Here is a 19,103-nt window from a genome sequence, read left to right on the forward strand (position 1 = left end):
CGAAGGATTAAGGACCTGCCAGCCATGCCGGGCCCCGAAACACCCGCCTATACCCCGCCGCCCACGCACATCGCCATCATCATGGATGGCAATGGACGCTGGGCGACGGCACGCGGCCTGCCACGGACGGCCGGCCACAAGAAGGGCGTGGACGCCGTCCGTCAGGTGATCGAAGGCGCGCGCGAGATGGGCGTGCGCTACCTGACGCTCTACAGTTTCTCCACGGAGAACTGGAGTCGTCCGGACGACGAGGTCTCGACCCTGATGCAGCTTCTGCGCTTCTATCTGCGGGGGGAGATCGCCAAGCTGCACAAGAACGGCATCCGTCTGCGTGTCATCGGGGAGCGCGCCCGTCTTTCCGCCGACATCCAGGCGCTGATCGACCATTCCGAGGCGGTGACGGCCGGGAATACCGACATGACGCTGGTCCTGGCCCTGTCCTATGGCGGGCGCCAGGAACTGGTCGATGCCGCCCGCCGGCTGGCGCAGGCCGTGGAGCGGGGGGAACTGACCCCGGGCGACATCACGGCCGACAGTTTCGCCGGCCAGCTTTCGACCGCTCCCGACATTCCCGACCCGGACCTGATGATCCGCACCAGCGGGGAAAAGCGCATCAGCAATTTCCTGCTCTGGCAACTGGCCTATGCCGAACTCGTGTTCGTGGATACGCTTTGGCCCGATTTCACCAAGCGCGACCTGGAGGCGTCTATCCAGGAATATCACCGGCGTGACCGGCGTTTCGGCGCCACGGTCGGAAGTCGATGATCCCGTGACCGATATGCCGCCCCCCCGCCCGCCACGGTCGAACCTGACGCTGCGCGTCATCTCCGCCCTGGTGCTGGCACCCCCGGTGCTGGCCGCCGTCTGGTGGGGCGGGGTGCCGTTCCAGCTGCTGCTGCTGGCGCTCGCCGGCCTGTCGGCGTGGGAAACGGTCCGGCTTGTCGCCCCCGCGGCCGGCCGCACGCCCGGCCTGATCCTCTTCGCTCCCGTCTATGTCATCGTGCCGTTCGTTTCGATGTACTGGCTGCGGCTGGAAAGCGGCCCCTATGGGCTGGCCTTGTTCCTTTTCCTGGTGCTGGCCATCTGGGCCACCGATATCGGTGCCTATGCCGCCGGCCGGTCCATCGGCGGGCCCAAGCTGGCGCCGCGCATCAGCCCCAAGAAGACATGGGCCGGTCTGATCGGCGGCATGGCTGCCGCTGCCGGCCTGGGCGCATTGTTCGGTGCCGCGCAGAGCGGGGACTGGCTGCCCGGCTGGCTGGTGCCGCCGGCCGCCACGGATGTGCCGCACCATGTGAACGCCTTGGCGATCGCCGCCTATGCCGGCATCGGCGCGGTGCTGGCCGTGGCGGGGCAGGCCGGCGACCTTTTCGAGAGTTTCATGAAGCGCCGCGTGGGCGTGAAGGACAGTTCCAACCTGATCCCCGGCCATGGCGGCATCCTGGACCGTATCGACGGGCTGCTGTTCGCAGCCCCGCTTTATGCCTTGTTCGAGCTGGTGGCCGGGGAGTGGGTGCGATTTTGGTGACGCCGCAGGAAACCCGCCGCGTGACCGTGCTGGGCAGCACCGGGTCGGTGGGAACCAACACGGTCGAATTGCTGGCAGCATATCCCGACCGTTTCCAGGTGGAGGCGCTGGTCGCCGGCCGCAATGTGGCCCGGCTGGCCGAGCAGGCCCGCCTGCTGCGCCCGGCTCTGGCTGTAGCGGCCGACGATGCCTGTTATGCCGACCTGAAGGACGCCCTGGCCGGGACGGGGATCGAGGTGGCGGCCGGTGCCGCGGCCGTGGTGGAGGCTGCCAGCCGTCCCGCGGCCGATTGGGTGATGGCGGCCATCGTCGGCGCGGCCGGCCTGGCCCCGACCCTGGCGGCGGTGGAGCGCGGGGCGACCATCGCGCTTGCCAACAAGGAAGTGCTGGTCTGTGCCGGCGACCTTGTGATGCAGTCCGTCCGGCGCCATGGCGCCACGCTGTTGCCGGTCGACAGCGAGCATAGTGCCATATTTCAGGTGTTCGACGAGGCGCGGCGCGACCGGATTTCCCGGCTGGTGCTGACCGCTTCGGGCGGACCCTTCCGTACCTGGACGCGAGAGGCGATGCGGGACGTGACGCCGGCGCAAGCCTGTGCGCATCCCAACTGGTCCATGGGTGCCAAGATCAGCGTCGACAGTGCCAGCATGATGAACAAGGGGCTGGAATTGATCGAGGCCCACCATCTCTTCGCGATGCCGGAGGACCGGATCGATGTGCTGGTCCATCCGCAATCGGTGATCCATTCCCTGGTCGAATATGTCGATGGTTCGGTGCTGGCCCAACTGGGCACGCCCGACATGCGCACGCCCATCGCCGTGGCGCTGGCCTGGCCGGACCGTATCGCCACGCCGGGGGACAGGCTGGATCTGGCACGGGCGGCCACGCTGACCTTCGAGTCGCCCGACATGGCCCGATTCCCGGCCCTGGGACTGGCCCGACGCGCCTTGCAAAGCGGGGGGGCGGCCCCTACAATCCTGAATGCCGCGAACGAGGTGGCCGTGGCCGCCTTCCTGGCCGGAGAGCTTCGCTTTCTGGACATCCCGCGGGTGGTGGAAAAGTGCCTGTCCGTCCTGCCGCATACCCCGCCGGGGTCTCTGGCGGCGGTGGAAGCGGCGGATGCGGAGGCACGTTGCCACGCCTTTGCCGAAATTGCGGTTTTAGGTCGCGCAAATTGAGCCGGTGGATTTGGGTGCCGGTGCCCCTGGAGGCGCTTTGATGGAAGTCTTGGGCTTCGTCTGGAATTACGGGGTCATGTTCCTCGTCGTGCTGACCGTGCTGGTCTTCGTGCACGAGATGGGACATTTCCTGGTGGCCCGCCGCAACGGCGTCCGGGTCGAGGTCTTTTCCATCGGGTTCGGGCCGGAGGTTTTCGGCCGCACCGACAGTAGTGGCACGCGCTGGAAGTTCAGCCTGATCCCGCTGGGCGGCTATGTGAAGATGTTCGGCGACGCCGGTGCCGCCAGCACGCCTTCCGCCCAGGTGGCGCAGATAGAGGCGTCGGAACGCGCCGTATCCTTTCACCACAAGCGGGTCGGCCAGCGCATGGCCATCGTGGCGGCCGGGCCGGCCGCCAATTTCCTGTTCGCCATCCTGGCGCTGGCCTTCATGTTCATGATCTATGGCCAGCCCTATACCCCGCCCATTATCCGGGAAGTGCTTCCCGAAGGGGCGGCGGCGGATGCCGGGATGAAGCCGGGCGACCGTATCGTCTCCATGGACGGCCGCAGCACGCCGCGGTTCGAGGATGTGCTGGGCGTCATCGTCATGAATCCGGGGCACACCGTGCAGATGGTGGTGGACCGGCCGGATCCCGCCAATCCGGACCGTTCGGACCGGCTGGAACTGACCGTGACCCCGCGGGCGGAGCAGATGGAGGACCGGTTCGGCAATATCCACACGATAGGCCGGCTGGGTGTGCTGCGTGGAAATGATGAATATCGCCGCCAGACGCCGCTGACGGCCCTGTGGGAAGCCTGCAAGGAGACGGTCCGGTTGACGGAAGGCACCCTGGACGCCGTCTGGCAGATGGTGATGGGTGTACGCAGCACGAACGAGCTGGGCGGGCCCATCCGCATCGCCCAGATGTCGGGTCAGGTCGCCCAGACGGGCTTCGTGACCATGATCTGGTTCGTGGCCGTGCTTTCCATCAATCTCGGCCTGATCAACCTGTTCCCTATTCCGATGCTGGACGGGGGACATTTGCTGTATTACGCAGTGGAGGCCGTTCGCGGACGGCCGCTTGGCGAGAGGGCCCAGGAATATGGTTTCCGGGTCGGTCTGGCTTTGGTATTGACCTTGATGGTTTTCGCCACGTGGAATGACCTTGTGCAGCTACGTGTCGTCGACTTCTTCAAGGGTGTCCTGTCATAGCCTTTTCGGGGGAACAGTTGGTCTCGGTTTCCAGGTTCGCGGCGCTGTGCCTGCTGCTGGGCGGCACCACCGCTACATCCACCATCGCGCTGTCAACCGGCGCCATGGCCCAGGAGGCGTTTGATGGCGGCATCATTCGCGAAATCCGTGTCGAAGGCTCGCAGCGTATCGAGCCGACGACGGTCCGTTCCTATCTCACCGTGCAGGTGGGCGACAATTTCGATCCGGACAAGATCGATCAGTCGCTGAAGTCGCTGTTTGCGACCGGCCTGTTCGCCGACGTGTCGATCCGGCGCGACGGTGGCGTGATGCTGATCGCGGTGGTGGAAAACCCCATCATCAACCGCATCGCGTTCGAGGGGAACCGCCGTATCAAGACGGAGGATATCGCCCCGGAGGTGCAGCTTCGCCCCCGTACCGTCTACACGCGGACCCGCGTGCAGAACGATATGGAGCGCATCCAGGAGCTTTACCGCCGCAAGGGCCGCTTCGCTGCGCGCATCGAGCCGAAGATCGTCCAGCTTGAGCAGAACCGCGTCGACCTGATCTTCGAGATCGAAGAAGGCCAGATGACGGGCGTGCAGGCGATCAATTTCGTCAATAACAACGTGTTCGACGACAGCGACCTGCGCGACATCATGATCACGAAGGAGTCGCGCTGGTGGCGGTTCCTGTCCTCGAACGACAATTACGATCCCGAGCGCCTGCGCTATGACCAGGAGCAGATCCGCCGGCATTACCTGCGCAACGGCTATGCCGATTTCAAGGTTCTGACGGCCGTCGCGGAACTGACCCCCGATCGGGAGGATTTCTTCATCACCATCACGGTGGATGAAGGCAAGCGCTACCGCTTCGGCAAGATCGAGATCGTTTCCGACATTCCCGACGTGGATGTCGAGCCGCTTTACAGCGCGCTGACCGCCTATGCCGGGGAATGGTACAATGGCGACAAGATCGAAGAGAGCATCACGGCGCTGACCAACCGTCTGGGCGACCTGCAATATGCGTTCGTCGAGATCGACCCGCTGTTGCAGCGCAACCAGGAAGACCAGACCATCGATCTGGTGTTCGAGTTGAAGGAAAGTCCGCGCGTCTTCGTGGAGCGCATCGACATCATCGGCAATTACTCCACGCTGGACAAGGTGATCCGCCGTGAGATGCTGCTGGTGGAAGGCGATCCGTTCAGCATCTCCAAGGTGCGGCGCTCCGAACAGCGCGTGAAGGATCTGGGCTATTTCCTGCAATCGGGCGTCGAGATCAAGACGGCCGAGGGCAGCAGCCGCGATCAGTCCGTCATCACGCTGGAGGTGGAGGAGCAGCCCACAGGTGAAATCCAGTTGGGTGCCGGCTATTCCTCCACCGACGGCGCGCTGCTGGACTTCTCCATCCGTCAGCGCAACCTGATGGGGACGGGCCAGGACCTGCGCCTGTCGACCCTGCTGTCCTCGCGCAGCTTCGAGGTCGATCTGGGCTACACGGAGCCGTACTTCCTGGACCGCGACCTGGCGGCCGGTGTCGATCTGTTCCGCGTGGTGCGCGATAACCGCGATACCATCTCCTATGATCTGGAAAGCACCGGCATGGTGCTGCGCGCCGGTTTCCCGCTGTCGGAAAAGCTGCGTCAGCGTATCAGCTACTCGCTGGTTCACAACAAGATCGACAATATTTATTTCGGGTCCTCCCGTTTCCTGCAGGACCAGATGGGCTCGACCATCACGTCGTCGGTGGAAAGCCAGTTGCTGTATGACGACCGCGACAGCCGCATCGAGCCGACATCGGGCTATTACTTCCTGTGGTCGGTCGAATTCGCCGGTGTCGGCGGTGATACCCGCTATCTGCGCAACCGCATCACGGGCGGCCAGTATTGGGAGCCGTTCGAGGAGGTGGTTCTGGGTCTGACGACGGAGGCCGGCTATATCTGGGGCATGGGCAAGGACCTGCGCATCAACGACCGCTTCTTCATCGGCGGCGACACGCTGCGCGGCTTCGAGATCGGCGGTATCGGCCCCCGCAACGTGCCCAACATCAACGATACGCGCTACAGCGATGCGCTCGGCGGCACGATCTTCAGCCGTGCGAGCCTGGAACTGACCACCAAGCTGGGCCTGCCGGACGAGTTGGGCGTGAAGGCTCATGCCTTCTACGATGCCGGCACCCTGACGGCGGCCAAGGAGAAGCCGGGCGAAGGCGACGTGTTCTATGACAGCGCCAAGATCCGCATGTCCGCCGGCGTGGGCGTGTCCTGGAAGTCGCCGTTCGGTCCGATCCGCCTGGATCTGGCCTACCCGATCGCCAAGGAGCCTTATGACCAGACCGAGACGCTGAAGTTCAGCTTCGGCACCCGGTTCTGACGGGGGCGGGGCCTTGAAGCGCCGCCGCCTGTCCCCCTTGCCTGGCAGCCTGGCCCTTGTGGCCGGGCTGTCCGTCTTTCCGGCTCCGGCCATGGCGCAGGTGGCGGCGGAACCGCAGCAGGCGGTATCTGCCACCAGCCCCGCACCGGCCCGCCGTGGACTGCCCTATGCCCAGGTGGCCGTGGTGGACATTCCGTCCATCCTTCAGCAGGCCACGGCCATGCAGAACATCCAGCAGCAGTTGGATGTGCAGAAGGATCTGCTTCAGCGTGATGTTGGCCGGCAGCAGGAGGATTTGCGACAGGCGGAACAGGAACTTGCCCGCCTGCGACAGACCGTGTCGGTGGAGGAGTTCGACCGCAAGCGCACGGAGTTCGAAACCCAGGTCTCGGCCACCGGCCGCGCCCTGCAGGAACGCACCCGGCGGCTGGACATCGCCTTCAACCAGGCCCGCAACAATGTGATCAACACGCTGGATCAGGTGATCGCCGAGGTGGCCGGAGAGTCGGGGGCGACATTGGTCATTTCCCGTCAGTTCATCGTCTATCAGTCAGGCAAGGCCACCGACCTGACGGATGAGGTGCTGGACAGGCTGAACAACCGCCTGCCCCAGGTGACGGTCACGCTGCCGGCACCGTAACCGGCGCCGCTGCGGGCAGGGTTGCCATCCGGGCGCTGTTCGCGGTGCCAGTATTCCAATATGAAGGATTTCCCCATGGCCGATCCCCGCTTCTTCGACCGTGCCGGCCCCTTCACCCTGGCCGAACTGGCTTCCCGGTCGGGAGCCGAGGTGGCGTCGGGAGCCGATCCGGACCTGCTATTGTCCGATGTGGCGCCGCTGGATCAGGCAGGGCCGGGGCAGTTGGGCTTCCTGGACAATCGAAAGTACGTGGAGGCCTTCCGGGCCAGCAAGGCCGGCGCCTGTGTGGTGCATCCGTCGCTGGCCGATCGGGCGCCGGCCGGTATGGCCCTGCTGCTGTCGCCGAAGCCCTATCGCGCCTACGCGCTGTGCGCGCAGGCCTTCTATCCGTTGCCCGTCGCCTCAGGGGCCGTGTCGCCCGCCGCCCATATCGACCCCACCGCCCGGCTGGGCGAGGGGGTGGAGGTGGCGGCCGGCGCCGTTGTGGAGGCAGGTGCGGAGATCGGGCCGCGCAGCCGCATTGCCGCCAATGCCGTTATCGGTCGCAATGTGCGGGTCGGGGCGGATAGTGTCATCGGGGCCTGTGCGTCGCTGTCGCATTGCCTGGTGGGTGACCGCGTCGTCATCTATCCCGGTGCCCGTATCGGTCAGGACGGGTTCGGTTTCGCCATGGATGTTGCGGGCCATGTGCGCGTGCCCCAGCTTGGCCGCGTCATCATCGATGATGATGTGGAGGTCGGGGCGAATGTGACAATCGACCGGGGTGCCGGGCCCGATACCGTGATCGGGCGGGGCTGCATGATTGATAATCTGGTCCAGATCGGGCACAACGTCACGCTCGGGACTGGGTGCGTCATCGTGGCCCAGTCGGGTATTTCGGGAAGCACCAGATTCGACCATCACGCCGTTCTGGCGGCGCAGGCGGGGGTTGCCGGCCATCTGACCATCGGGGCCGGTGCCCGGATCGCAGCGCAGAGCGGCGTCATGCGGGATGTGCCGCCCATGACGGAGGTGCTCGGTACGCCGGCACAGCCCAAGCGGCAGTATTTTCGGCAGGTGGCGATGATGGCGCGACTGGCGAGGGGTAGAAGTGGACGGGGCGATGAGCACGACGGAAACGAGTAAGGCCGAAGTGAAGGAACTTGATATCATGCGGATCATGGAATTGATCCCGCATCGCTATCCGTTGCTGCTGGTCGACAGGGTGAAGGATATCGTCCCCGGTGAAAGCTGCACCGGCATCAAGAACGTGACGATGAACGAGCCGCAATTCACCGGTCATTTCCCGCAGAAGCCGGTGTTTCCCGGCGTCATGATCGTGGAAGCCATGGCCCAGACCTCGGCCATCCTGGTCATGCAGACCCTGGGACAGGAGGCAGAAGGCCGTCTGGTGTATTTCATGGGGATCGAGGAGGCGAAGTTTCGCCGGCCCATCGGCCCCGGCGACCAGATTCACATCAAGGTCCAGAAGGTGCAGAATCGCCGCAATGTCTGGAAGTTCCGCGGCGAAGCCTGGGTGGATGGAAATCTGCATGCCGAGGCCACATATACGGCCATGATCGTCATGGAAGGCTGATCCGGCCGCGTTGGCCGGACGCAATTTTGTCAAACGCCTTTGTTAGGCAGTGAGGGGGCGGGCAACCGCCCCTTTCCACATCAAACTGATCGAGGTTCCGGCCATGAGCGCGAATATCCATCCCAGTGCCGTGGTCTATCCGGGGGCGCGGCTGGGTGCCGGCGTGGAGGTCGGCCCCTTCTGCGTAGTGGGGCCTGACGTGGTGCTGGGCGATTATGTGCGCCTGATCAGTCATGTCGTCATCGATGGACGGACCACCATCGGCGAAGGCACGACCGTCTGGCCCTTTGCCTCGCTGGGCCATGCGCCGCAGGATCTGAAATACAAGGGCGAGCCTTCCGAGCTGATCATCGGCCGCAACAACCGTATTCGCGAGCATGTCACCATGAATACCGGCACCGAGGGTGGGGGCATGGTGACGCGCGTGGGCGATGGCGGGCTGTTCATGGTCGGCGTCCATATCGGCCATGACTGCATCGTCGGCGACAATGTCATCTTCGCCAACAATGCCACGCTGGGCGGGCATGTGGTGGTGGGCGACCATGCCGTGCTGGGCGGGCTGTCAGCCGTTCACCAGTTCGTGCGCATCGGTGCCCATGCCATGATCGGCGGCATGTCGGGCGTGGAGGCGGATGTCATCCCCTATGGCCTGGTGAAGGGCGACCGCGCCTGGCTTGCCGGCCTGAACCTGGTGGGCATGCAGCGCCGCGGCTTCTCGCGGGAAGATATGCACGCCGTGCGCGGCGCCTTCCGAAAATTGTTCGAGGGGGAGGGCGACCTTGCCAGCCGCCAGGCCCTGGTGGCCGATGAATATGCCGGCATGGCATCCGTGGCCGACATCCTGTCCTTTCTGTCCGACCGGGGTTCCCGCGCCCTGACCCTGCCGCGCTGACCAGTGATGGCCGAACGGCTGGGCATCATCGCCGGCGGCGGCGACCTGCCGCGGCAGGTGGTGGAAAGCTGCCGCCAGGGACGCCGGCCCTACTTCGTGGTCGCGCTGGAAGGGCAGGGGGCAGAGGCCTGGCTGACACCCGACATGCCGCACATGATGTCCCGCATGGGAGCGGCCGGCGCCATCCTGGACCGTCTGCGGGCGGAAGGGGTGACCCATATCGTCATGGCGGGTGGTGTGCGGCGGCCATCGCTGACCGACCTGCGTCCCGACTGGCGGGCTGCACAATTCTTTGCGCGTCTTGGCCTGAAGGCGTTGGGCGATGACGGCCTGCTGCGGGCCATCGCGGCACTGCTGGAGGAGGAAGGTTTCCAGGTGATGGGCATCCAGGGGCTTGTCGCTGACCTGCTGACCCCGGCGGGTGTCCTGACCCGCGTGGCACCCGATGCCGCCGGCCATGCGGACATCGCCCACGGGCTGATCGTGGCCCGCGCCCTGGGTGCCATGGATGTGGGGCAAGCGGTCGTCATCCAGGGGGGGCTGGTGCTGGGGGTGGAGGCGATCGAAGGGACCGACGCCCTGATCGCCCGCTGCGCCGGGCTGAAGCGGGCGGGGACCGGCCCTGTTCTGGTCAAATGTGCCAAGCCCGGCCAGGATCGCCGGCTGGACCTGCCCACCATCGGGCCGGACACGGTGGCCGCCGCCATCGCCGGCGGATTTTCCGGCATCGCGGCAGAGGCTGGCGGCACCTTGTTCCCGGGCCGGCCAGCCGCCCTGGCCGCTGCCGACATGGCGGGGTTGTGGGTGGCGGGGGTGGAGGCCGGTCCATGACCGCACCCTTCATCTTCCTGATCGCGGGGGAGCCATCGGGCGATGTGCTGGGCGCCCGGCTGATGGCGGCGCTGAAACAGGCGACGGGCGGGCAGGTCCGCTTTGCCGGCATCGGCGGGGAACGCATGATGGCCGAGGGGCTGGACAGTCTGTTCCCGATGGAGGAACTGACACTGATGGGCCTGGCGGAGTTGCTGCCGAGGCTGCCCGGCCTGATCCGCCGCATCGATCAGACGGCGGCGGCGATCCTGTCATCGAAGCCCGACGCCGTTGTGACCATCGATGCACCGGATTTCTGTTTCCGTGTCCTGAAGAAGGTGCGGCGCGCCGATAAAGGGATCAGGCTGATCCATTATGTCGCCCCCACCGTCTGGGCCTGGCGGCCTGGCCGGGCACGCAAGATTGCGGCCTTTCTGGATCACCTGCTGGTGCTGCTGCCGTTCGAGCCGCCTTACTTCGAGGCGGTGGGCCTGCCGGCTACCTTTGTCGGTCATTCCATCGTTGAGGCGGGGGTGGAACGCGGGGACGGCCCCGCCTTCCGCGCCCGTCACGGCATTGCGCCGGACGTGCCGTTGCTGTGCGTGCTGCCCGGCAGCCGGCGCAGCGAGGTCAGGCTGCTGCTGCCCGATTTCGCGGCGACGCTGGCTATCCTGAAACAGCGCCATCCCGGCCTGCATGTCGTCATCCCCACCTTGGGCAAGGTTGCCGCCGCCGTCACGGCCGCGGCGGCGCAGTGGCCGGTGCCGTCGCTGGTCGTCCAGGGGGATGAGGAGAAATACGACGCCATGGCCGCCAGCCGGGTGGCTTTGGCCGCCAGCGGTACCGTGGCGCTGGAACTGGCGCTGGCCCGACTGCCTGCCGTCATCGCCTATCGCATCCATCCGCTGACCTTCTATCTCTACCGGCGGCTGATCCGCGTGAAATACGCCAATCTGGTCAACATCATGCTGGATCGCATGCTGGTGCCCGAACGGCTGCAGCAGGATTGCACGCCGGAGAAGCTGGCGGTGGCGGTGGACAGGCTGTTGTCCGACCCGGCGGCGCGGCGCGAGCAGGTGGATGGCGTGGCGCAGGTGGCCCGCTGGCTGGGTCAGGACGGTTCGCAAACCCCCAGCCAGCGGGCCGCCGACGCGGTGTTGCGTGTGATTGCCGGTGCCGGGGCACCAGGCCTGTCCGGTGGGAAATAACGGTCCGGCCTGAAAAAAAGGAACGGGTCGGGGGCGTCATCGCTGGTGCGGCGTAGCCAAGCAACTATCTTCAAGGAGCATACATCTACCGGTCTGGATCGTGGCCCAGTAGGCGCAGGGCGTTCAGCGTGACCAGCACCGTGGCGCCCGTGTCGGCCAGGATGGCAATCCACAGCCCCGTCAACCCCAGGATGGAGGTGGCCAGGAAAATGGCTTTCAACCCCAGCGCCAGGGCGACATTCTGCCGGATATTGGTCATCGCGGCGCGGGACAGCCGGATCAGCGCGGGAACATCGGTCACCCGGTTGCGCAGGATGGCGGCATCGGCGGTTTCAAGCGCCACATCCGTGCCCGATCCCATGGCGACGCCGACGCTTGCCTGACGCAGGGCCGGCGCATCATTGATGCCGTCGCCGATCATCATGATGCCGCGGGTGCCACCCATCTCCCGGATGGCCTGCAATTTGTCGCCGGGCAGCATCTCGGCCCGGTATTCCATACCCATTCCGCCGGCGATGGCGGCGGCTGTGCGGGGATTGTCCCCCGTCAGGATCGTGGCACCGATGCCCAGCGCCTTCAATTGGCGCACGGCCTCGGCCGCGTCGGCGCGCGGCTCGTCGCGCAGGGCGATCAGGCCCAGACCCCGTCCCGCGCGGAAGACGACAGCCACTGTCTTGCCCTCCGCTTCCAGCGCTGCGGCACGGGTGCGACCGTCATCGTCCAGTGCGCCGGCCTCGGCGGCATGTCGGGGACTGGCGACCCAGGCGCGCTCACCCTCCACAACGGCCTCAACGCCCCTGCCGGCAATGGCCCGGGCCTCCTGCCCATTCAGCACGGGTGTATCTGCATCCTGCGCCTTCCGCAGGATGGCCTGGGCCAGCGGGTGGCTGGACCCGGCCTCCACCGCGGCGGCCACGGCCAATGCCTGCGACTCGGTGGCGCCGGTCAGCGGCACGATATCGGTCACCTGTGGGCGGCCATGCGTCAGGGTGCCGGTCTTGTCGAAGGCGACCTGGCCGATACTGGCTGCGGCCTCCACCACGGCACCCCCCTTCATCAGGAGGCCGTGCCGCGCGCCGGTGGACAGCGTGGCGGCGATGGAAGCGGGGACGGAGATCACCAGGGCGCAGGGACAGCCGATCAGTAGCAGGGCCAGTCCGCGATAGACCCAGATATCCCAGGGCTGGGCGAAGGCCAGCGGCGGCACAAGCACGACCAGGGCGGCCAGCATCACGATGGCGGGCATGTACCCGCGACTGAACCGGTCGATGAAGCGTTCCGTGGGCGCGCGGGCCTCTTCCGCCTCTTCCACCAGCCGGATGATGCGGGCGATCGTGTTGTCTGCCGCCATCCTCGAAACCCTCACCTGCAAGGCGGCTTCCGTATTGATGGAGCCGGCGAAGACGTCGTCGCCCGGCCCTCGGCTGCGCGGTACGCTTTCCCCCGTGACGGGGCTTTCATCGATGCCGGATGTGCCTTGGATGATCTCGCCGTCGGCGGGGATGCGGTCGCCGGGGCGGACCAGCACGGTCTGGCCGACGGCCAGTGTTTCGGCCGGCACTTCCCGCACCACGCCGGCTTCCTGCAAAAGGGCGGTGCGGGGCACCAGTCGGGTCAGGGCCCGGATGCCATCGCGGGCCTTGCCGGCCGCAACCCCTTCCAGTACCTCGCCCACGGCAAACAGGAATACCACCAGGGCCGCTTCCTCCGCGGCATCGATGAACAGGGCACCGATGGCGGCGACGCTCATCAGGCTTTCGATGGTGAAGGGCTGCCCGCGGCGAAGGGCGGCAAGCGCGCGCCGGGTGACGGGCGCCAGCCCCAACAGGCATGCAATCGTGAAGGCCCATCTGCCGGTCGTGGACGAACCCAGTATCTCCACCGCCCATGCAGCGGCCAGCAACAGGCCTGTGAAGATGACCAGCCTGCCCTTGCCCGTGCGGGACCAGGGCAGGGCCCGGCCGGCCGGGTCATCATGAACGTGACCTGCATGTCCCTGCGGGTCGTGGCTGTCGGGCTGCGATCCTGCGTCCCTCGGACGCGCGGTGATGCCATAGCCCAGCGCGCGCACCACCGCCTCCACTTCCGCCGGTGTCGTTCGGCCGGCCTCCAGGGTCAGGCGCAGCCGCTCCGCCATCAACGCCACGTCCACCCCCGTGACACCGGGCATTTGCCCCAGCGCGTCGCGGATCCTGGTGGCGCAGGAGCCGCAATCCATGCCGGAAAGGGCCCATTCATGTGAGCGCATGGTGCCTTGGGCTGCTTTCGTCCCCGCTTTCATTCCAAATCTCCTGCCCGCCCGGGGGCGTTGTCCTTATCCGCTGAAAAGCCTAATGTCTCCAGCGGCTATAGGTTCAAGGGGAAATTTGATGCTGACGATCGGGAAGCTTGCGGCGGCGGCCGGCGTAAAGGTGCCGACCATCCGTTACTATGAGCAGATCGGCCTGTTGACCCCGCCGGAACGCAGCACGGGCAATCAGCGGCTCTATGAAGGCAAGGTGCTGGAGCGGCTGACCTTCATCCGCCATGCCCGCGAGCTGGGCTTTCCGCTGGATGCCATCCGCAGTCTGCTGAGCCTGTCGGACCGGCCCGACCAGTCCTGTGCCGCGGCCGATGCCATTGCCCGCACGCAGCTTGCAGCCGTGCGGGCCCGCATCGGCCGGCTGCGGGCGCTGGAGGCGGAACTGGAGCGCATGGTCGCGCACTGTGCCCATGGCACCATCGCGGATTGTCGGGTGATCGAGGTGCTGGGCCATCACGCGCTTTGCCAGCACCCGGATCATGACGGTCCAGACCAGTCGGAATTCACATGATCGCGGGTGCCGGGCGCGCGGTCAGCCCCAATAGCCGGTATCGACCGGATCGCTGATCCCGGTCAGGCTGACACTGTTGTCCGGATCGGGCGGTGGCTCGTGCGCCGGTGGAACATCCTGCCGGGGGCGAACGGTGACGATGGTGTCGATCTGACCGTCATTGTCGGCGTCGATTTCGATATCCACGCCCCCCGCGATATCCAGATCATCGGCCGGTGCCTGTCCCGATGGCAGCAGGCTGGCCAGGCTGTCACCGTCCCAGCCATCCTTGTCGGACCGGCGGCCTTCCGCATCCAGGATGGATGCCACCTTGTCGGCGGCGCCGGGCCCCACGAGATCGGACAGGCCGTTGGGGCCGAAGGTCCGCTCATAGGAACCATCGGTCAGGCGCAGGGTCACATGCCAGCGTTGGGCGGTGAACAGCAACTCGTCGCCATCGGCAAAGCGGAAATCGGTGACGTTCTGCGACAGGTTGATGGCCGCACCCTGAACCTTCTGCTGGACCCACTGGTCGACCAGACTGTCCATGATCAGGAAACGGTCGCTGCCAGGACCGCCCGTGGCGACGTCGCCGGCAGCAACGAAGATCGTGTCGTCGCCTTCGCCGCCGATCAGCGTATCGCTGCCGCTGCCGCCGATCAGCGTGTCATTGCCATGACCACCGATCAGCAGGTCGTCACCATCCCCGCCGACCAGCAGATCATGCCCGTCACCACCGACCAGCGTCGCCCCCTCGTCACCGGCCAGCAGGACAAGCCCGCCCGTCGGTGGCCGTTCCGGATCGGTTGCGGGCAGCGCCGGATCCGTGTCGGGCAGCAGTATGGACGGCAGGTCGCCCGGATTTTCCCGGACGGTGAGAGTGGAAGCCGGCGGCACGGCATGGCGATCATCGCCTGTGTTGATCAGGCCTTCGCCCAGGACCGGCAGGGCCCAGTGACCATGCGTGCCACCGCGATCCGGTGCGCGGTCAGGCTGTCCGCCGATGGCCGGGGACGCATCATCATCCGTGAACAGTAGAAGCGGATCGGCGGACGGAAGGGGTAATGCGGCAGGCTGTTCATGGTCCGGTGCGGCGGCCACGGCCCGTTCGGTGTTGAGGAAGAAATCGACGACGAGCGCCAGGGCAGCCAGCACGACGACGTTGCCGTATCCGCCATGCGCATCCTCCACGGCCTGCCGGCCGGCGGCGCGGCTGATCAGCCCGCGCAGGTCATCGCCTTCGATCAGCAGGTCGCCCGACAGGTCATGCACCACGAAGCGGCCGGCAATGCGCGCCACATGCACCAGCACGTCACCCGTCTCGGCGCAATAGATGATGAACCAGGGATCACCGCTGTCGGAAATGCCCGACGCCGTCTCCACTCCGCTGTCATGAGCGGCCAGCCCCTCTGTCAGGCGGAAAAGCTCCGCCTTCTCCTGGTTTGTCCAGTGGCCGGTCTGCGTCACGGCCCGGATGAACCGCAGCACGTCGCCCAAGTGCCCCCTCCTTGCTCCGGCATCCGCGCTGGCCCCAAGCCACGCAGATGCGCGATATCAACAATCACCGGGAAAAAGCAGCCGGTGGATTTCCGGCTCGTAATAGCTGAGGAGCTTACGGGTGAAATCCTGCGGCGGGACGCCGATGGCCTGTGCCCAAAGCTCGAAATGTTCGGACGGTACGCGCCCATGGCCGCCTTCGACCTGGGAAACGAAGGTGTAATAGCGGTAACCGACATGCTCGGCAACCTGCGCCTGGGTCATGCCCGCCTGCTCACGCTTGCTGGCCAGCCATTTTCCGGCCTCCCGCCGCATCTGCCGCGTCAGCTTCGTCTTCTCGCTTTCCTCGCCACGCGGTTTCCCGCGGGGGCTCGCCACTGCGGGCATCATCCATCTCCACACATGACCGGTGGGCAGGGTGACACAGGCGAGGGCCAGGGGGCAAGGTGGAAAAGTTCAGGATTGCTCATTATGAAATCGCTTGACATGAAGTTCATATTTCAGGATTACTGTACATCGTTCGGCGCCGGAACGTCGCCCCTGTTTCCGGTGCCGGACAAAACGTCCGTGAATGGCCACATGGCCATTCACGGACGTTTAAACCGAGATCCCGTCGTCGCTTAACCCCATCAGCGTCGACGGTCTAAGGCGCCAACGGCTCCGATACCCCAAGCCGGGGTCGTTGGATGGCGGAATGGCCGGCTTCCTATCGCCCCTTGGAATCCGGCCGTTCCGCCATCGCCTTTTCCGGGTTTCCTCCCCGGCTTGCGACATCGCCCCTCATAGAACTTGAGAGCTGTCCTGTCGGCTGGGCAGGGAGGCCGTAGATCTGCGGCAGAAGTTTCAATTTTGATTATATTTTTGCTAAATTAAGCCCAGATTCTGCACATTGTTTCGAATGCAACAGCCCATGACCTATGCGCTGAGAGCCGAAATGCTTAAAAAGCGGGCATGAAAATTTTTGTATCGCAGTTGCGTAATTTAACTTTCATTTTTCATCAATGGTTTAAGTTTCTCCGGTGAAAGGGCACGCTTTTTGCTTTGCGGAAATGCGAGTGCAGCGCAACAAGAGGCCGCCCCCATGGATAACAGCTTGATCGATCTCACCCGTAATGTGCTGGATGTGGCGAGCCAGAAGGTTTCCGCGATTGAGGACATCAACCGGACGACCAAGATGCTGGCTTTCAATGCCTTGATCGAAGCCGGTCGGGCCGGCGACGCGGGGCGGGGGTTCGCCGTCGTGGCGAACGAGGTGAACTCCATCTCCCGGCAGGTCAGTGTCGTCGCCAGCGAGCTTCGCACAGAAATTGGGCAACTGGTCGACCGTATGGCGACGGTCGGTGAAGATTTGATGGTTCGCTTTCGCGGCCAGCGTCTGGCTGATCTGGCGCTCAACATGATCGAAATCATCGACCGCAATCTGTATGAGCGCTCCTGCGATGTGCGCTGGTGGGCGACGGACAAGGCCGTGGTCGATTGCGTCGCCCAGCCCGGTACTGAAGCGTCGGCCTTCGCCTCTTCCCGCCTCGGCGTGATCCTGGACAGCTACACGGTCTATCTGGATCTGTGGGTCGCCGACCGTCAGGGCCGGGTGGTGGCCACCGGCCGGCCGCGGCGCTTCCCCAATGCCATTGGCACGAATGTGGCCAACGAATCCTGGTTCCGTCAGGCGCTGAGCACCCGTGACGGGTCCGATTTCACAGTGGTGGACATCACCGCCAACCCCACGCTGGATGGGCGCACCGTTGCCACCTATTCCACGGCGGTGCGCCGCGATGGTGCTGTGGATGGCGAGATCATCGGCGCCATGGGCATCTTCTTCGACTGGGAACCGCAGGCCCGCGCCGTGACCTCCGGCGTGCGTCTGGATCGCAGCGAGGAGGGGCGAACGCGGTGCCTGCTTGTCGATGCCGCCGGGCGTATCATCTCCTCTTCCGACGGCCGCGGGCAATTGTCGGAAACCTTCCCGCTGGAAACCCATGGCAAGGCCATGGGGCATTACGTGGACAAGTTCGGTCGGCTGGTCGGTTTTGCCCTGACGCCGGGCTATGAAACCTATCGCGGTCTGGGCTGGTATGGCGTGATCGTCCAGACGGGGGGCGAAACAGCGCATTGAACCACGGGGCAGGGGCGCTCCGGGGCAGGTTCGATGATGCGTTATGGGGTGCCGGCATGCTGCCGGCGCCCCTTTTTGTTTCCTGCCGTCGGGCAGGTGCCCCGTGGGCTGTACCACTGTTACAGGTTACAGGGACTGCATTGGTTGGGGCGTTGGCCGTGGCATTGTTGCCCGCATCTGACAATGCCCATTTTCAAGTCAAATAATCACGTCGCATAACTATGCTGCAATGCAGCGTCACCCCTACCTTGGTCGAAATTGCTGAAAATGTTGGCAATCCATGGGTTTGGTAGGAAATTCCCGCATGGCGACCGCTATATTTTGCACTTGCACAACGGCGTCGCAGCGAGCATATTCGTTCTTGCGACACGGCCCTTGGCCCTCTGTCGTAACGCACTTCTTGGGCGTTTCCTCCCTAAACTCAGGCCGTGGCAATGCCACGGCCTTTTTTTCTGCCTGAAATGTAGCCCAATTACCCGGACCTGCATGATGGCAGGAAGCCCGGCAATGATGCCGGCCCGGGCAGGCGGCATCATTGCCAAGGCCATTCCGCCGGCCCCTTGTCCGGCATGTCATCAGTCATCCCAGGGTCAGGTGGTGGTCTTGGAATATTTGACATTGCAGCCATAAGGCTTCGTGCTGGCCATGCTGACCGGCTTTCCGGCCCGGATTTCGGCCAGCGCTTCGCGCACATGGTTGCGCGCGCCCTTGATGTCTTCCTGCTTGGCCGTCGGCTTGTCATCGATGGCGCCGTTATAGAGCAGGGTGCCGTCGGTGCCGATGATGTACATGTGGGGTGTGGTCTTGGCATCATAGGCCCGGCCCATGGTGCCTTCGGGGTCCAGCAGGATGGTGCTGGCGGCCCAGCGTTCCTCCTGCATGCGCGCCTTGGCGTCGGCGGGGGACAGGTGTCCCTGCTCACCGGGGGCGGAGCTGATCACGGCCAGCCAGACGATGTCCTGGTCCGTCGCCTCTTTCTGCAAGGCCTGCATATTGCCGGAATCATAATGTTTGCGGACGAAGGGGCAGCCATGGTTGGTCCATTCCAGCACCACCAGCTTGCCCTTGTAGTCTGCAAGATTGACGCTGGCCCCGTCGACATTCGTCACGGTGAAGGCAGGCGCAGGCTGGCCGATGGCCGGGCCGGTCGCAGCCCAGGCGGTGCCGGCACGCAAGGGGCCGGCCATCAGGGCACCGCCGGCGGCAAGCGCACCGGCGGAATGCAGGAATCCACGGCGGGTGAACGTCATAGACATGGCAGACCTCTATTTTTGTGGGGTTGCCAGAATGTAGGGCCTGCAACGCGAAAATCAAACGGCC

The 19,103-nt window shown here is 65.2% G+C and carries 17 protein-coding genes; 13 read left to right on the plus strand and 4 right to left on the minus strand.

Annotation, left to right across the window (positions count from 1 at the left end; translation table 11 throughout):
• Positions 1-24 precede the first annotated feature (24 nt).
• The 11 genes from ABC728_RS20695 to lpxB all read left to right on the plus strand — a co-directional run bounded on the left by ABC728_RS20695 (position 25) and on the right by lpxB (position 11,378).
• Positions 25-765, plus strand: a complete 741-nt coding sequence (locus tag ABC728_RS20695) for an isoprenyl transferase (RefSeq protein ID WP_416617532.1) — start codon at positions 25-27, stop codon at positions 763-765.
• Positions 728-1,528: a phosphatidate cytidylyltransferase gene (locus ABC728_RS20700; RefSeq protein ID WP_416617531.1), complete on the plus strand. Its 801-nt coding sequence runs from the start codon at positions 728-730 to the stop codon at positions 1,526-1,528. The genes ABC728_RS20695 and ABC728_RS20700 overlap by 38 nt, the downstream gene beginning before the upstream one ends.
• Positions 1,510-2,706, plus strand: coding sequence for a 1-deoxy-D-xylulose-5-phosphate reductoisomerase (locus ABC728_RS20705; RefSeq protein WP_416617530.1), 1,197 nt, complete (start codon positions 1,510-1,512; stop codon positions 2,704-2,706). Before ABC728_RS20700 ends, ABC728_RS20705 begins: the two co-directional genes overlap by 19 nt.
• Positions 2,707-2,746: 40 nt before the next feature.
• A complete protein-coding gene (gene rseP / locus ABC728_RS20710) occupies positions 2,747-3,901 on the plus strand; it encodes an RIP metalloprotease RseP (protein ID WP_416617529.1) in 1,155 nt (384 codons plus the stop codon).
• A gap of 17 nt (positions 3,902-3,918) precedes the next feature.
• Positions 3,919-6,252, plus strand: coding sequence for an outer membrane protein assembly factor BamA (gene bamA, locus ABC728_RS20715; RefSeq protein ID WP_416617528.1), 2,334 nt, complete (start codon positions 3,919-3,921; stop codon positions 6,250-6,252).
• A 13-nt stretch (positions 6,253-6,265) separates the two neighbouring features.
• Positions 6,266-6,892: an OmpH family outer membrane protein gene (locus tag ABC728_RS20720; RefSeq protein ID WP_416617527.1), complete on the plus strand. Its 627-nt coding sequence runs from the start codon at positions 6,266-6,268 to the stop codon at positions 6,890-6,892.
• Positions 6,893-6,967: 75 nt separating this feature from the next.
• Complete coding sequence (lpxD, locus tag ABC728_RS20725) at positions 6,968-8,017, plus strand: UDP-3-O-(3-hydroxymyristoyl)glucosamine N-acyltransferase (protein WP_416617526.1); 1,050 nt, start codon at positions 6,968-6,970, stop codon at positions 8,015-8,017.
• The gene (gene fabZ, locus ABC728_RS20730) at positions 7,995-8,468 is read left to right on the plus strand and encodes a 3-hydroxyacyl-ACP dehydratase FabZ (protein ID WP_416617525.1); all 474 of its coding nucleotides are present in this window, start codon (positions 7,995-7,997) and stop codon (positions 8,466-8,468) included. The genes lpxD and fabZ overlap by 23 nt, the downstream gene beginning before the upstream one ends.
• Before the next feature lie 103 nt (positions 8,469-8,571).
• Complete coding sequence (lpxA, locus tag ABC728_RS20735) at positions 8,572-9,360, plus strand: acyl-ACP--UDP-N-acetylglucosamine O-acyltransferase (protein WP_416617524.1); 789 nt, start codon at positions 8,572-8,574, stop codon at positions 9,358-9,360.
• Positions 9,361-9,366: 6 nt separating this feature from the next.
• On the plus strand, positions 9,367-10,191 hold the full coding sequence (locus ABC728_RS20740; RefSeq protein ID WP_416617523.1) for an LpxI family protein: 825 nt from the start codon (positions 9,367-9,369) through the stop codon (positions 10,189-10,191).
• On the plus strand, positions 10,188-11,378 hold the full coding sequence (lpxB, locus tag ABC728_RS20745; RefSeq protein ID WP_416617522.1) for a lipid-A-disaccharide synthase: 1,191 nt from the start codon (positions 10,188-10,190) through the stop codon (positions 11,376-11,378). Before ABC728_RS20740 ends, lpxB begins: the two co-directional genes overlap by 4 nt.
• Before the next feature lie 85 nt (positions 11,379-11,463).
• Here the strand turns inward: lpxB and ABC728_RS20750 are convergent, their stop codons facing one another.
• Entirely contained in the window at positions 11,464-13,626 is a 2,163-nt protein-coding gene (locus ABC728_RS20750; RefSeq protein WP_416617521.1) for a heavy metal translocating P-type ATPase, read from the minus strand.
• A gap of 121 nt (positions 13,627-13,747) precedes the next feature.
• Here ABC728_RS20750 and ABC728_RS20755 point away from each other — a divergent pair, with 121 nt between their 5' ends.
• The gene (locus ABC728_RS20755; protein WP_416617520.1) at positions 13,748-14,191 is read left to right on the plus strand and encodes a MerR family transcriptional regulator; all 444 of its coding nucleotides are present in this window, start codon (positions 13,748-13,750) and stop codon (positions 14,189-14,191) included.
• A 21-nt stretch (positions 14,192-14,212) separates the two neighbouring features.
• On the opposite strand, the gene ABC728_RS20760 is transcribed toward ABC728_RS20755, so the two are convergent.
• Both ABC728_RS20760 and ABC728_RS20765 read right to left on the minus strand, forming a co-directional pair.
• Positions 14,213-15,658, minus strand: coding sequence for a calcium-binding protein (locus tag ABC728_RS20760; protein ID WP_416617637.1), 1,446 nt, complete (start codon positions 15,656-15,658; stop codon positions 14,213-14,215).
• 66 nt (positions 15,659-15,724) lie between these two features.
• Positions 15,725-16,045 (minus strand): helix-turn-helix domain-containing protein, encoded by a 321-nt coding sequence (locus ABC728_RS20765; protein ID WP_416617519.1) that lies wholly within the window; start codon positions 16,043-16,045, stop codon positions 15,725-15,727.
• 703 nt (positions 16,046-16,748) lie between these two features.
• On the opposite strand from ABC728_RS20765, the gene ABC728_RS20770 reads away from it, so the two are divergent.
• Positions 16,749-17,783, plus strand: a complete 1,035-nt coding sequence (locus ABC728_RS20770; protein ID WP_445376482.1) for a methyl-accepting chemotaxis protein — start codon at positions 16,749-16,751, stop codon at positions 17,781-17,783.
• A gap of 590 nt (positions 17,784-18,373) precedes the next feature.
• On the opposite strand, the gene ABC728_RS20775 is transcribed toward ABC728_RS20770, so the two are convergent.
• On the minus strand, positions 18,374-19,039 hold the full coding sequence (locus ABC728_RS20775; protein ID WP_416617517.1) for a thioredoxin family protein: 666 nt from the start codon (positions 19,037-19,039) through the stop codon (positions 18,374-18,376).
• Positions 19,040-19,103 lie beyond the last annotated feature (64 nt).

The organism is Niveispirillum fermenti (assembly GCF_052474395.1).

Excerpts from the sequence above, each read along its gene's own strand:
- ABC728_RS20775 (WP_416617517.1), bottom strand. The coding sequence starts at position 19,039 with ATGTCTATGACGTTCACCCGCCGTGGATTCCTGCATTCCGCCGGTGCG.
- lpxA (WP_416617524.1), top strand. The coding sequence starts at position 8,572 with ATGAGCGCGAATATCCATCCCAGTGCCGTGGTCTATCCGGGGGCGCGG.
- fabZ (WP_416617525.1), top strand. The coding sequence starts at position 7,995 with ATGAGCACGACGGAAACGAGTAAGGCCGAAGTGAAGGAACTTGATATC.
- ABC728_RS20770 (WP_445376482.1), top strand. The coding sequence starts at position 16,749 with ATGGATAACAGCTTGATCGATCTCACCCGTAATGTGCTGGATGTGGCG.
- ABC728_RS20755 (WP_416617520.1), top strand. The coding sequence starts at position 13,748 with ATGCTGACGATCGGGAAGCTTGCGGCGGCGGCCGGCGTAAAGGTGCCG.
- ABC728_RS20750 (WP_416617521.1), bottom strand. The coding sequence starts at position 13,626 with ATGCGCTCACATGAATGGGCCCTTTCCGGCATGGATTGCGGCTCCTGC.
- rseP (WP_416617529.1), top strand. The coding sequence starts at position 2,747 with ATGGAAGTCTTGGGCTTCGTCTGGAATTACGGGGTCATGTTCCTCGTC.
- ABC728_RS20695 (WP_416617532.1), top strand. The coding sequence starts at position 25 with ATGCCGGGCCCCGAAACACCCGCCTATACCCCGCCGCCCACGCACATC.
- lpxB (WP_416617522.1), top strand. The coding sequence starts at position 10,188 with ATGACCGCACCCTTCATCTTCCTGATCGCGGGGGAGCCATCGGGCGAT.
- ABC728_RS20740 (WP_416617523.1), top strand. The coding sequence starts at position 9,367 with ATGGCCGAACGGCTGGGCATCATCGCCGGCGGCGGCGACCTGCCGCGG.
- lpxD (WP_416617526.1), top strand. The coding sequence starts at position 6,968 with ATGGCCGATCCCCGCTTCTTCGACCGTGCCGGCCCCTTCACCCTGGCC.